The organism is Hymenobacter lutimineralis (assembly GCF_008271285.1).
Lineage (GTDB): Bacteria > Bacteroidota > Bacteroidia > Cytophagales > Hymenobacteraceae > Hymenobacter > Hymenobacter lutimineralis.
In genome coordinates, this window is record NZ_VTHL01000007.1 from 175,467 (window position 1) to 188,951 (window position 13,485).

Annotated in this window: 13 protein-coding genes; 6 read left to right on the plus strand and 7 right to left on the minus strand. The window is 56.7% G+C overall.

Translation table 11 applies throughout. The features are described from left to right. Positions 1-15 precede the first annotated feature (15 nt). Complete coding sequence (locus FY528_RS09030) at positions 16-444, minus strand: hypothetical protein (protein WP_149070669.1); 429 nt, start codon at positions 442-444, stop codon at positions 16-18. Positions 445-456: 12 nt separating this feature from the next. Next, on the minus strand, positions 457-900 hold the full coding sequence (locus tag FY528_RS09035) for a hypothetical protein (protein ID WP_149070670.1): 444 nt from the start codon (positions 898-900) through the stop codon (positions 457-459). A gap of 201 nt (positions 901-1,101) precedes the next feature. Between FY528_RS09035 and FY528_RS09040 the strand changes: the two genes are divergently transcribed. Further along, positions 1,102-1,314, plus strand: a complete 213-nt coding sequence (locus FY528_RS09040) for a hypothetical protein (RefSeq protein WP_149070671.1) — start codon at positions 1,102-1,104, stop codon at positions 1,312-1,314. Between the two features lie 484 nt (positions 1,315-1,798). Here FY528_RS09040 and FY528_RS09045 read toward each other — a convergent pair whose 3' ends face one another. Further along, positions 1,799-3,109 (minus strand): site-specific integrase, encoded by a 1,311-nt coding sequence (locus tag FY528_RS09045; protein WP_149070672.1) that lies wholly within the window; start codon positions 3,107-3,109, stop codon positions 1,799-1,801. A 661-nt stretch (positions 3,110-3,770) separates the two neighbouring features. Between FY528_RS09045 and FY528_RS09050 the strand changes: the two genes are divergently transcribed. Then, positions 3,771-4,271 carry a hypothetical protein gene (locus tag FY528_RS09050; protein ID WP_149070673.1) on the plus strand — a complete coding sequence of 167 codons (501 nt, stop codon included), beginning with the start codon at positions 3,771-3,773 and terminating at the stop codon, positions 4,269-4,271. Between the two features lie 515 nt (positions 4,272-4,786). On the opposite strand, the gene FY528_RS09055 is transcribed toward FY528_RS09050, so the two are convergent. The 3 genes from FY528_RS09055 to FY528_RS09065 form a co-directional block, all read right to left on the minus strand. Continuing rightward, positions 4,787-5,662, minus strand: a complete 876-nt coding sequence (locus FY528_RS09055; protein ID WP_149070674.1) for a DNA/RNA non-specific endonuclease — start codon at positions 5,660-5,662, stop codon at positions 4,787-4,789. A gap of 36 nt (positions 5,663-5,698) precedes the next feature. Next, complete coding sequence (locus FY528_RS09060) at positions 5,699-6,028, minus strand: hypothetical protein (protein ID WP_149070675.1); 330 nt, start codon at positions 6,026-6,028, stop codon at positions 5,699-5,701. 81 nt (positions 6,029-6,109) lie between these two features. Next, on the minus strand, positions 6,110-6,379 hold the full coding sequence (locus FY528_RS09065) for a hypothetical protein (RefSeq protein WP_149070676.1): 270 nt from the start codon (positions 6,377-6,379) through the stop codon (positions 6,110-6,112). A 286-nt stretch (positions 6,380-6,665) separates the two neighbouring features. Between FY528_RS09065 and gyrB the strand changes: the two genes are divergently transcribed. From gyrB to ppk1, 3 genes are all read left to right on the plus strand, one after another. Beyond that, a complete protein-coding gene (gene gyrB, locus FY528_RS09070; protein WP_149070677.1) occupies positions 6,666-8,642 on the plus strand; it encodes a DNA topoisomerase (ATP-hydrolyzing) subunit B in 1,977 nt (658 codons plus the stop codon). 152 nt (positions 8,643-8,794) lie between these two features. Next, on the plus strand, positions 8,795-9,184 hold the full coding sequence (locus FY528_RS09075) for a RidA family protein (RefSeq protein ID WP_149070678.1): 390 nt from the start codon (positions 8,795-8,797) through the stop codon (positions 9,182-9,184). Between the two features lie 48 nt (positions 9,185-9,232). Continuing rightward, a complete protein-coding gene (gene ppk1 / locus FY528_RS09080) occupies positions 9,233-11,515 on the plus strand; it encodes a polyphosphate kinase 1 (protein ID WP_149070679.1) in 2,283 nt (760 codons plus the stop codon). Between the two features lie 109 nt (positions 11,516-11,624). On the opposite strand, the gene FY528_RS09085 is transcribed toward ppk1, so the two are convergent. Then, complete coding sequence (locus FY528_RS09085; protein ID WP_262383954.1) at positions 11,625-12,617, minus strand: Ppx/GppA phosphatase family protein; 993 nt, start codon at positions 12,615-12,617, stop codon at positions 11,625-11,627. Positions 12,618-12,884: 267 nt separating this feature from the next. Between FY528_RS09085 and FY528_RS09090 the strand changes: the two genes are divergently transcribed. Further along, positions 12,885-13,325: a hypothetical protein gene (locus FY528_RS09090; protein WP_149070680.1), complete on the plus strand. Its 441-nt coding sequence runs from the start codon at positions 12,885-12,887 to the stop codon at positions 13,323-13,325. Positions 13,326-13,485 lie beyond the last annotated feature (160 nt).

Genomic DNA, 13,485 nt, shown 5'->3' on the forward strand with positions numbered 1-13,485 from the left:
GCTGGGGGCTCAAACTCAACCGGCGGGCTGCTCAGTGGCTCTGCGTTTAGCCATGCACTCATCATTGGCTTCCCACGCGGCCCGGGTATTCTCCCGCGCAGCATGCTCCAGCGCCGTTCGGCTCAAGTCGGGGTTGTCACGTAGGGTGTTGTTGATTTGGCGCGAACGGTTCAGCGCCGTTACTTCCTGGCACCAATACGCTTCCTGTTCTTCCAGCTTGCTTACCCGGTGATACGCCTGGCTGGTGAGCTTTTCCATCAGCTTCTCGCTAGCCTTGCCAGGGCAAAGGGTGGTCACCTCGGCGCCGGCGGCGCGAAGTGTAATTTCTACGGGTTGGCCCAGCTCCAGCGCCCGTTGAATCGAGCGGATGTTGTTGTAGTTGGCCCGGGCCGTGTCGAGGTACGCAATGGCTTCGCGGAGCTCTTTTTCTGCTTCGTTCATCATGACAGCAGCGTATTAGAGGTTGGCTAAATCCCAAGCCGTGAGGCCGGTTTCCGAGGTGAAGCTGTAGCGGGCGGCGGCGGCGGACATGCCCCCAGCATAGTCCGAGGTGCGGCCTCGCAGCAGGCGGTAGTGCACAGTAGCTGCAGCGGCAGTACGCTCCGAGGCCACACGGCGCACGTTCTGGAGCCATAAGGCCAGCTTGCCCAGGCTTTCGCACTGGTAGGCGCTATCAGTAGCGCGCTGGCGCTCGGCGTCGGTGAACACCGCTTTTGCCATATGGAACATGATAGCGCGGCGGGCCTGCTCTAATCGGAAGGCAGCGTAGACGCTGGCATCGGCCAGGGCTTGTTGCTGGGCTTTTCGGGCGGCGGCAGCGGGGCCGTACTGAATCGGGGCGCTGGATAGCGCGGCAAGCTGTCCTACTGACAGGCTTGCGGGATTGGTTTGCAGTTGCATACCTTTGGGGTGTTAGATAAGTGATAGGGCTTGCCGGCCCTGTTTCTGAATCGGAGGTCAGCCCTTGCCGGGGCTGGCCTCTTTTTGTTTGTGCTACAAATGTGCTACACAAAAACTACACAAACAATAGTGTTGAAAAGAAATGCTACAAAAATTGTAGCATAAGTGTATGTGATATATCTTCGTAGCAAAATTTACTATATGGCTAAGACAGATAAAGCAGCTCTAAACATGAGACTCGATGCCGACCTGTTGGCAAAAGCTCACGACCTAGCGGACAGAAGAGGTATCAGCTTAGCTGGTTTGGTTCGTATGCTTCTCATTCAAGAAATAGAAGCCGATGCCCCCTATAAGCCTACTGGCATCCCTGAAAGCCGGGCTGAGGGGCAATCTTTCGTGCCAAAGAATAAGTAACTCGCTTTGTGGCTATAACACACCAGCGCCCGCCCTTCATCGTGAGGGGCGGGCGCTGGTGTGTTGGGCCTAGTGGCTACCGTACCATTTGGCATTAGGCAATAACTCCCCCCTACAAGGGGAGTTATTGCCTAATGCCAAATGGGTATTGGCAACAATTGTAAGCAGTTGGCAAGAATGATTATTGCCAACTGCTATTGCCTTCAAAAACTAGCCAAGGGGGCCGGTATGCTGCTTTCTGGTCCTTGCCGCAAAAGCACTTGGCAAAAAGCAGGAGGGAATTCTTGCCTACAAGGAAAACGCGTTTAGGCAATAACTATTTCTGCCAAAAGGTCAAATTCTGAAAATAAGGCTTTTACACTACAAAGGTGAATATTCTACCTGCAGGAAGGGTACCTTCAGTTTTAACTATAGCCAAAATGGCTATAGTCATTTTGGCTATAGTTATAGGCAAGTAGGCAACAACTCATTGTTGCCTACTTGCCTATAACAGTCCTTCAAACGCTTCATCTACCAATTCAGAGCCAAAGCTGTCGAGGTACACGCCGGTAACGGCTTCTGACTTATGCCCCATGGCTTGGCTGATAACGGCCGTGTTAGTGCCGGCCAGCTTCAGGGTAGTGGCGAAGGAGTGCCGGGCCACGTAGGTAGTGAGGGGCGTGCTGATGCCGGCCTGCTCACCCAGCAGCTTCAGAGACTTATTTACCCAGCCCAGCACGTTCTGCAGGCGCACCAGGCGCTTAGCGGCCGTGGTGTGCCTCGCCAGGTCGAGGAAGGGAAATACGTAGCTTTCCGACGTCGCCCGCGTGGTGGGCGCGTAGCTGGCCAGGATAGCCGCAGCCGGAGCCAATAGCTTCAGCGAGAATTTGCCGCCGGTCTTTTGCCGGACGTACTCCAGCCGCTCTGGGTAGCCAGTTCCGGCGGCCGTCCCGCTTACGTCCCTCCAGCGCAGCTGGGCCAGGTCTACGAAATTGATACCACCGCAATAGAAGGAAAACAGAAAGGCATCCTTGGCCAGGCGTTGGCGGCTGATGGTAGGCTGCAGCTGCTCCAGCTTGCGCAGCTCTTCGCGCGGAAGGGCCCGCTTGCGGGTGCTCAGATCAAATTTGCTAACGCTGTATTTGTGCTGCTCGGCGCGGTTGCGGGCAAAGGGGTAGTGCTCAGGCTTGGCCACGCCTACGGCTATGGCCTTGTTGAGCACAGCTCGTAGGGTCCGGAACCGTACGGATAACGTGGTATCCTCGGCGCCGGCGGCGCGCATCGTCTGCTCCCACTCGTGGCAGAAGGACACGGTTACCTGGTTGAAGGAAATATCATCAGTGCCGTACTCGTCGAGAATGAAGCGGCCCAGGTCGGTACCGGTCTGCCGGTACACCCGCGCGTTGCCCAGCTGTCCAGCGGCTTCCTGGGCTGCTACCAGCTCGGCAACGTAGGCCAGCAGCTTTACCCGCCGGGTGGCCTTGCGCTGCTCACTGACCTTGGCCAGTACCGCGGCGGCCTCGTGCTCCTCATCTGCCTCCGCCAGGGCGCCGGCGGCTTCCTCATAGTCCTTGGCCTTCTTCTCCAGCTTTCGCCACAGCGCTTTTGCGTCCCCTGGGTAGCTGCGCCGAATTTCTTTCTTTTCGGCGTTCCAGTATTTGGGATGCAGGCTGATGCCAGTGTAGCGGGTAAGGTGCTTGCGGTTTTTGGTAATACGGATAACGAAGGGGTGGGAACCGTCAGCCAGCGTCTTGCCCGTCTTGTAGTGAATGATAACGGTGGCCTGGCCTTCTTTGTGCTCAGTAGTTTTACTCATGGTAGAGGCCCGAAAGTGTTAGCCCCGCTGGCCGGGGCTAACAGCGGGGCTAACAAGTATACCAAAAAGGCAGATAACGGATACAAACAAACATATAGTCTATGGCTTGCAAACCGCGTTTTCAGCTACGCAACCAAAAGAAAGGTGAGTGGTTGGTATGGTTGTAACCATGCCTTCTAAGCAGCCGGTCATTGGTTCGAATCCAATCGGGGCCACGTTCGTTATCAGTCACTTAGCTTAATAGCTGAGTGGCTTTTTTGTTGGCGGGTACACAAGAAAATCCTTTGTCGGCTGTTTAAAGATATGAAATAGGTTTTTCGTTTCGGCTGCAAACCGTTGGAAAGCGCACCGGTGGCTGAAGCTAGTCAAACGACTGACCCTGATAGGGAAACGATTTACTGGTTGTTTTTTTGCGGACGTAGGCGTGAACTTGCTGGTGATGGGTGATTTTCCAGGTGGTGCAAATTCAACCCATCAAGTTTCAAGCATGGTGAGTGGAGGTACGCTCGTGGCGCGAAATCAGTAGTTTTTCGCCTCTTCTCGTTCATTAAAGTTGGTTTGTATGCGCTTTCATCTTGGTTCTTCGCTGTGGGTTAGCTTGGTTGTAGTCATTTCGGGTTGTAAGAAGGGGTGTGACACTGATGCCGTACCCCAGTACCCCTTGACGGACGGCCAACGTGCCTGGTCTGTCCCGTATTCCAAAGATGCCGTGCTCCGGTTCCGCAATGCCAGTACGGGCTACGTGCGCAGCTACCGCGTCACTACTGCCGAAAACAAGATGGATGGGGTAAGTTCGAGGTATCAGGTTTGCCCACAGTACTACCGGGAGTATAGCTGGCACCTACTCGAACGCAGTGATTCTACGGGCAACAGTGAGAACAAGGAGCTGAAATTCTGGGTATCCACTGCTGGTCCCACCCGGGTTCAGGCGACCTTCGCAATTGGATCGACGACGGTGGAAGTGCCCCTACAGGAAATTGAAGACGAAACCCAGATACTTTCACCCGCCACCTTCGCAGGTCACACCTACCCGGCGGTGTGGGGAGGCACATCCAGTACCCTCTCTTCTGGGTCCCAGGTGGTGGTCATGCTCTACTTGACTAAGGCCGATGGGCTGATCCGGTTCGAGGAGCGCGGTGGGATGGTCTGGGAACGGCTATAGTCAATCCTCCGCCATATCTCCACTACTTGAAGCTGAGGGACCCCCAAGGAATTATGGCCTTTGTGATGTGAACGAGGTTTCCCTTGTCGGCGGGGAGTCGTTGGAAAATGCTGTACATCCTCAAGGGTGCTTCGCCGGTTTTAGGTAATTCAAATCGTGCGCAGACGCCGCAATTCCCTGTCGCCCACATAGAGCCCGCCCGGATTGTCGTATGCCGGCCGGGTTCATTCCTCACAGGATGATTTAGCTCAGGTACCAGATGGGACTACGACCCTCTATGGCGGCCTGTACCTGCTGTGTTAAGTCCAGCACATTTACCTATCGGCAAAACTTGGAACGGGTCAACCATACCTGGCCGTGGCCGGTCTTTGATTTGGATCCAAACGAGGCCCCGACCACAGATTCCGTTGCACTTTGTGCGTGCAGAAGGCTGTACTCTAGCAATGCGTGGAACAGGAAAATATTCCCAGAAGGATAGTTGCTTTGCAAGCCACAGTTGCAGAATGTAGCTAATACTAATTCACTGGCCCAGCGTCAACTTTTGCTTCCACTGCCGCCTGCGCAGCAGGGGGTACAGCCGAAAGCAGATCGAGGCCCGTGGCGGCTTCAATGGCATCCACGCTGGTGCGGTACTGTCCCCAGGCTCGGCTCAGGCCGTTGTCGTTGGGTGTATCCACGGCAATAAGGCGGGTAGATGCGCTGACGCGGGCGGCGTCGTTGTTGCCCACAGGCAGCACCACAATCACCTTCCATACGCGCTTGGGCACCGTCACGCGACCATTATCCAGGGTCGTTACCAAACCGTTCGACCCGGTTCCGCCCTTGCCGTAGCTGCCCATGATGACGTAGAGCTCATTCCCGGCGCGCACCAGTGTGCGGCAGTAGTTCTCCAGGTCGGCCCAGGTTTGCTGGTTGTTGTTGGGCGCCTGCGGAATCATGTTGGTCATCAGAAACGTGGCCGAGTTATCGGCCACGGAGCTGGTACGGTCGGCCGAGGGGCAGTTGTGGCCCCGGTCGAAGCCCGAGCCCGAGTAGCTGGAGCCTTGCACCTGATACCAGCCGGCCGGTAGCGTATTATCGGCGCGGAAGTCGTCCTGGCGGTCGGCTGAGCCCAGCCAGGAAGCGGCGATGCGCCAGCTCACCCAGTTGGGAATGCCCCGGTCGCGGTGGTAACTCAGTGCATACTGGGGCTTTACCAGCAGGTAATTGGTGGGCTGGCCGACGTCGGCCGTAGCCCCGCTGGGGTTGCCCATCGTCAGCAGGTTGTCGTCGTCAATGGCTGTGCCACCAGGAGGCGTGGGGGCTGGGTCGTAGGGTTCCTTAATGCAGCCGGTAAGCAGGAGGGACGCGGCCAGCCAGCAGCTCGCAACAGTTTGCGCACGGTATGTCATGCTGCAAAGATACCGCACCGCTTGCGTTCGAGAAGGTTACTTCACCATCAGGCTCTTAACCTGACCGTTTTGCTTCGTCACCTCAAAGGCCGCCTTATCAGGCATTCGGCCAGCCCAGTCGGTGCGGGGCACCAGCACCTGCCACTGCGTGCCTGCATCTACCACGCTGGCCGAATCAAGCTGGTAAAGAGCGGCGTTTGGCTGGCCGGTTACAAAGCGGGCCACGGCCGCCCGGGCGTCGGCCTCGGTTTGGGCGGAGGCCGCAACGGTTGCGGTAGCAGTTGCCGTTGGGGTGTCGGCGGTGGGCTGCTGGCAGTTGCTCAGGAATGCGGGGCCGATTAGGGCAAGCAGAAAAAAGTAGCGCATCAACGAAAAGCAGACCGCGTGACAGTCCGCAGCCCAAAAGCTGAAAACCACCACGCGGCCCGGGAAAAGAAGGTGAAAAGCTTAATTCAGGTACACTTCCGCCGCAATTTCAAAGCGGTGGGGGCTAAAGGCATTGAAATACGGGGCATTTCCTTCAAAACCCAGTACATGCACCAATTCTAAACCCTCTACCTTGCTGGGAACCAGCCGGACGGGGTAAATTTTGCCTTCTTCCGGCCAGTCGCCCAGGTGGTTGGCGGGACGGTTGGAGGCGTCGATGCAATAGGCGTAGTGCAGCACGGGCTCCGTGCGCGTAGCCTCGCTTAGCGTAAGGTTGGCAACTTCAGGCATAGAACTACAAAACAGAAGTTTTCAAAATTGGTTCGGGCAGCTATCCGCGCTGATTCTACGCGTTCCGGGCAGCAAGGTAGACAAGCTACTAAAAAGGCCCGAATATTTGCTTGGATAGCCAGCCGGAAGCTGGTAAAAAAAGGCGCACGGCGTCAAGCAAATAGTGGGGCTTTGGAAGGAAAAAATACCTGGCTGAAAGCGGCCAAAACCGCGCGGAAACTGGCCAAAACCAGATAAAATAGGTATCTTTGTAGATACCTAAATCAGGCTGAATTAACTGCGTCACATGAGTGAAACACAAGAGATAATCGGTACCTCGGACTACTCCGCGGATAGCATTCAGGTGCTCGAAGGCCTCGAAGCCGTGCGCAAGCGTCCCTCCATGTACATCGGCGACACGGGCGTGAAAGGTCTACACCATCTGGTGTGGGAGGTAGTCGATAACTCCATTGATGAAGCCCTGGCCGGACAGTGCGACCGGATTGAGGTGACCATTCACCCCGGCAACGCCATTTCGGTGCAGGATAACGGCCGCGGAATTCCCGTCGGCATCAACCAAAAGTTTGGCAAATCGGCCCTCGAAATAGCCCTGACCGTGCTCCACGCCGGCGGCAAATTCGATAAAAACAGCTACAAGACTTCCGGTGGCCTGCACGGGGTGGGCGTGAGCTGCGTGAATGCGCTGAGTACCCACACCCACGTCACGGTAAAGCGCGACGGCCACGTGTACGAGCAGGAGTATACCATCGGCGTTCCGCAATACGACGTGCGCGAGATTGGCGACACCACCGAGCGGGGCACACTGGTGTGGTTCCAGCCCGACCCCACCATCTTCGACGAAACCATCGTTTACTCCTACGAGCGGATTGCTACCCGTCTGCGGGAGCTGGCTTACCTCAACCGGGGCATCCGCATCGTACTTCAGGACCTGCGCACGCCCGCCGACGGCGGCGAGGAGCAGCGCGACGAGTTCTATTCCCAGGGTGGGGTAGCCGAGTACGTGCAGTACCTCGACAACAGCCGCACCGTGCTCATGACCAAGCCCGTGTACGTGGCTACCGAGCGCGGTATTCCGGTGGAAGTGGCTTTCCAGTACAACGATTCGTACCAGGAGCACATTTACTCCTACGTCAACAACATTAACACCCAGGAAGGTGGTACGCACGTGGCGGGCTTCCGCTCGGCCATTACCCGGGTGCTGAAGGCCTATGCCGAGAAATCGGGGGAGGTAGCCAAGGCTAAGATTGAGATTCAGGGCGACGACTTCCGCGAAGGCCTCACAGCGGTTATTTCGGTGAAAGTAGCGGAGCCCAAGTTTGAAGGCCAGACCAAAGGCAAGCTCGGCAACTCCGAAGTAAGCGGGGCCGTGAACCAGGTGGTAGGAGAAATCCTGAACCAGTACCTCGAAGAAAACCCCAAGGAGGCCCGCGTTATCGTGGAAAAGGTGATTCTGGCCGCCAAGGCCCGGGTGGCCGCCAAGAAGGCCCGCGAAATGGTGCAGCGCAAAACCGTGCTGGGCTCTAATTCCCTGCCCGGCAAGCTGGCCGACTGCTCGGAATCGGACCCGGCTATCTGCGAGCTGTACCTGGTGGAAGGGGACTCGGCCGGTGGCACGGCCAAGCAGGGCCGCAACCGTGCGTTCCAGGCTATTCTGCCGCTGCGGGGTAAAATCCTGAACGTGGAGAAGGCGCAGGAACACCGCATCTATGAAAACGAGGAAATCCGCAATATGATTACGGCCCTCGGCGTGAGCTTCGAGAAGAAGACCGACGAGGATGATGGCAGCACTTCCCGCTCCCTGAACCTGGACAAGCTGCGCTACCACAAAATCGTCATCATGACCGATGCCGACATCGACGGCTCCCACATCCGCACCCTGATCCTGACGTTCTTCTTCCGCTACATGCCGGAGCTGATTGAAAAAGGCTACATCTACATTGCGCTGCCGCCTTTGTACTTGGTGAAGCGCGGCAAAGAGGAGCGGTACTGCTGGACCGAGGACGACCGGATGCGTGCCCAGGAAGAGCTTGGCCGCGGCCGCCCCGAAACGGTAGGGGTGCAACGCTACAAGGGCCTGGGAGAGATGAACGCCGAGCAGCTCTGGACGACGACCATGCAGCCGGCCACCCGCTCGCTCAAGCGCGTAGATGTGGACTCGGGCGTAGAAGCCGACCACCTGTTCTCCATGCTCATGGGCGACGAAGTAGCTCCCCGCCGGGACTTTATCGAGAAAAACGCCAAATACGCGAAAGTCGACGTGTAAGCGTTGTACCCAAAAAGGCCCGCCGCAAGCGGGCCTTTTTATTGGGCATGCCGAATACTTGCCCTGAATGCCTTTTCAGCGTAGCTACCTGCGCTGGCTGGGCATTATCTTACGGATGCGGTCAGCCTGGCAGCCAGACAAGAGCAAAGCAGATGAGACAGAACATTTCTTCCGGGGCCCCCTGGGAAGCCATTGTAGGCTATTCGCGGGCTGTGCGCGTGGGCAACGTTGTAGAAGTAGCCGGCACCACTGCCCAGGACGGTGACACCGTGGCCGGGGGCGACGCCTACCGACAAACGGTGCGCATTCTGGAAAAAATAGGAGCCGCACTGGCGCAGGCTGGGGCTACATTCGCGGATGTGGTGCGTACCCGCATCTACGTCACGGATATTTCGCAGTGGGAAGCCGTGGGAAAAGCCCATGGGGAAGTATTTGGCCACATTCGTCCGGTTACCTCCATGGTGGAAGTGCGGGCCCTGATTGATGACCGGCTGCTGGTCGAAATCGAAGCCACGGCCATCATATCTTCGGCAAAAGGCTAGCTTCCCGGCCTGCGTCCTGCGTATCTTACCCTGGATTTTACCTCCGCTATGAAACTTTTCAAATCCGCCGACCTCATTCGGAAAAGCAAATACATCAGCCGCGACCTGAGTTGGCTGCGCTTCAACTACCGCGTGCTCGACCAGGCCAAGGACGCCAGCAAATCCTTGTTCGACCGGCTGCGCTTTCTGAGCATCACCAGCTCCAACCTCGATGAGTTTTTCATGATTCGGGTGGGCTCCCTCTATAACTACATCGACTACGGCAAGGAGCGGGTAGATTACTCGGGCCTGCGGGAGCTGCCTTTTCGGCGCAAGCTCCTCGATTTTGCGCACCGCTTCATCAACGATCAGTCGCTGACGTACCACTACGAGCTGAAGCCGCTGTTTGAGCGCAATGGCTTCAACATCCTGCGCATGGAGGAACTCACGGAGCTGGAGCTGAAAAAAGCGGAGGGCTACTTCAAGCACACGGTGTTTCCGCTGCTCACGCCCATGGTCTACGACTCCTACCACGGCTTCCCCCTGATGATGAACCAGATGCTCATCTTCGGGGTAGTGACGCGCACTGGCGTGGATACCGAGGCGGAAAAAGGGCAGGAGCGTCTCACCTTCGTGCAGATTCCGCAGAACCTGTCGCGGTTTTTCGAGCTTACCCGCAAGGATAAGGTCATCTTCATTCCGATTGAGGAAATCGTGCGGGCTAATCTGCCCAAGCTTTTCCGCAACATTGAAATTGTCTCGGCCAACCTGTTCCGCATCACCCGCAACGGCGACTTCACGCTGGAAGAATCGGAGGACATTGACGTGGACTTCATCAAGGAAATCCAGGTGGGGCTGAAAACGCGCAAAAAAGGCCGCGTGGTGCGCCTGGAAGTAGAGCAGGACGCCTCCGTGGTGCTGATGAACGTGCTGAAGGACCGGTGGAAGATTGATAACGGCAACGTGTTCGTCATCAACTCCCTGCTGGATATGCGCGGGCTGACGCAGATTTTGCGCCATCCCAATTTTCGCGGCAAGGGCTCCAAAATGCCCTCCCCCGTTACCCCGCCTTCGTTGCCCGACGGGGCCGAAGACCACCTCTTCGAGTACCTCAAGCACCACGACGTGCTCCTGCATCACCCGTACAACTCCATCGAGCCGGTGGTGCGGCTGCTGGAGCAGGCAGCCGAAGACCCCCACGTGCTGGGCATCAAGCAAACCATTTACCGCCTGGCCGATGACTCCCGCGTGACGGCCGCCCTGCTGAAAGCCGCCGAAAACGGCAAGCACGTATCGGTACTATTCGAGGTGAAGGCCCGCTTCGACGAGGAGCGTAACATCCGGGAAGGTTCGCGGCTGGAAAAGGCGGGCTGCTTTGTCATCTACGGCGTGGGCAAGTACAAGACCCACACCAAGATGCTGATGATCATCCGCAAGGAAGGGGAGAAGGTGACGCGCTACGTGCACATCGGCTCGGGCAACTACAACGAGCAGACCTCCCGCCTCTACACCGACGTGAGCCTGCTCACTACCAATGACGTGTATGGGCACGACGTGTCGGAGTTTTTCAACGTCATCACCGGTCACTCCCAGCCCGACGGTTACGAGTACCTGATTACGGCGCCCAAAGACATGCGCCAGCAGCTGATTCACCTCATCCGGGAGGAAGCTAAGAACGCCAAGAAGGGTTTGCCCAGCGGCATCATCATGAAGATGAACTCCCTGGAAGACAAGGAGGTCATTGACGAGTTTTACAAAGCCTCGAAGGCCGGCGTGCCCGTGCGGCTGATTGTGCGCGGCATCTGCTGCCTGCGGCCTGGCCGCCCCGGCCTCAGCGACAATATCGAGGTGCGCAGCATTGTGGGCGAGTACCTGGAGCACGCGCGCTTGTTCTACTTCCATCAGGCCGGGCAGCCGGAAGTATACGCCGGCTCCGCCGACGTGATGGTGCGCTCCTTCGACCGGCGCATTGAAGCCCTGTTCCGCATCGTGAACCCCCAGCTTACGCGTGAGGCTATCAACATTTTGTACTTCAACCTGAAGGACAACCAGAATACCTACGTGATGCGCGAGGATGGCGCCTATGTGCGCCGCCAGCCCGGGCCCGAGGAAACGGCTTTTAATGTGCACAAGGAGTTCTACCAGAAAAACTACGCTGTCGTCGCCGAGAATGTGCTCTATCAGGAGTACCTGGCTACCCTGGCGGCCTCCCAGCCGGTGCTGGAAGAAGTATCTGCTGTGGTGCTGGCCGCCGAAGAAGAAGCGGAGGAGCAGCCCTCCGACTTCTGCACCCCCGTAGATACCGGTGAAGACGAAACGGAGGTTCCCATTTCGATAGTGCAGGAAGGGTAAGGAAGCCGTTGCTAAAACCAGATTGGCTTGGTACGAAAAAGCCTCGGCTGACAAGCTGAGGCTTTTTCGTTAGGTAGCAGCCGGCCGTGCAGCCATGAGCTGTAAGGCTTTACTCTACGTCCGTGGGGCGGCTTTGCACGGTGAGTTGGGGGCTGCCGGGCTTGTGTTTGTCCTTAGGCCGAAATTCCTCGAAGTGGTCCTCAAACAGCGCCTGGAGCATGCCGTCCTTCAAGCCAATGTCGGGCACAATCATGGAATGGATGTTGGCCCACTGCATGGCCGAGAGGTAGATGTGGCCGGCTGGCACAATGACGTCGGCGCGGTCGGGGTTGAGCATGGCCACGTTCACGCGCTCATCCATGCTCAGGCTGGTGAGGTGGTCGAGGATGGTGGCAATCCGGGCCCGGGTAACGGGCTTGTCCAACTGGGGCTGGGCCAAGCTGTAGAGCTTGTTGATGTTGCCGCCGGTGCCGATGGCGCGGGTGACGTGGTAACGGCGGCCATTTTCCGTCACCCAGTCTTCCATGCGCTGCCAGGTTTCGCGCATGGCTTCGGTGCTGAGGCCGGCTTCTTCCTGCTGCATGCGCCGGATGGAGCCCACCTCAAACGACTGCGAGGCCACTTTGCGCCGGTCGTGGTAGATATTGAACTCGGTGCTGCCCCCGCCCACATCAATGTGGAGGTAGTGTTTTTTGTCTTCGAGCAGGTGCTCAATTACGCGGTTGATGTAGGCCGCTTCGGCCTGCCCGTCAATTACCTGCACCGTCATGTCTAGCTCCTGCTGAATGCGGGCCGCTACCTCCTGGCCGTTTTCGGCGGTGCGCATGGCCGAGGTAGCGCACACCAAGTAGTGGTTGGGGGCCACGTCGTGTACCTCCATGAGCAGGCGCAGGGCGTGCAGGAACTTGATGAACTTGTCCTGCTTTTTCTCCGAAATCCGGCCGGTGGCAAACACATCCTCGCCCAGGCGCAGGGGGTAGCGCACGTACTCCACCCGCTTCAGCCGGTACCGCTCGCCGTAGTGGAGTACCGCCGAAATCTGGCAGCGCACCGCATTAGATCCAATATCGATGGCAGCCAGTTTCAGCAGAGGATATTCCATAGGAGTTGGTAAGGCGGAGGAAAGGCGTTTAGAACAAATATAGCCGTTTACCCCAACCCAGCCGGTTATTACGCTACTATTTAGGCCAAAGAAAAGGCCCTACATTTTGTAGAGCCTTACCTGCAATCATAGTGGTATAGCTCACTGGTTGACACCAGCGTACCTCGTGTTACCCGAGAGGCTTATCATTGAGCAGCATTTGCTTGCGTTTCTTTGAGAAGGTTCCTTTGTTTCCTTTCACACTCTGAGCGTGTGCTATAAGCTTCTATGATGTTCAAGTTACTTGTTGTGGCCATGAGTTTGGTGCTGACTGCCTGCGTATACGACCCTCCTAAATCATCCGTCCAGTTACACAACTACTCTGATCAAACGGCAACGCTGGAGTTATACTTTGACACAACGGCCTACAAGAGCCATTGGAATAAGCACGATTTTCGGTTATTTCTAACAGATAATTTCGGGTTTTCTCACCCTGGGCCTACAACTAGGCTGGTGTATGTCGACACGATAAACTTAATGCAACGGTATTTTATCCCGGCCAGATCAACCTTTTCTATTAGTGGCTGGGGTGATAGGGATGAACCGGTGCTTTACCGCAAAAAGAGGGTGATAACCCAAACCGATACGGTGGAATATGCCAACGTAGAACAAATAAAAAAAGCATCTACTAGGGCCAATGCATACGACAACCAACTCGAAATTCGCTGATGTACTTAGTAGAATAGTACGCATTCAAGTGTACGCTTGTACGCTTCCCTAGAAAGTGAGCCAGTAGTGAGTAGAGAAAGCCGTAACTTTCACTACCTGACGACTGATAAATGAAAAAGGGACGATTCAGCGAGGCCCAGATTGTGGCCATTCTGCAACA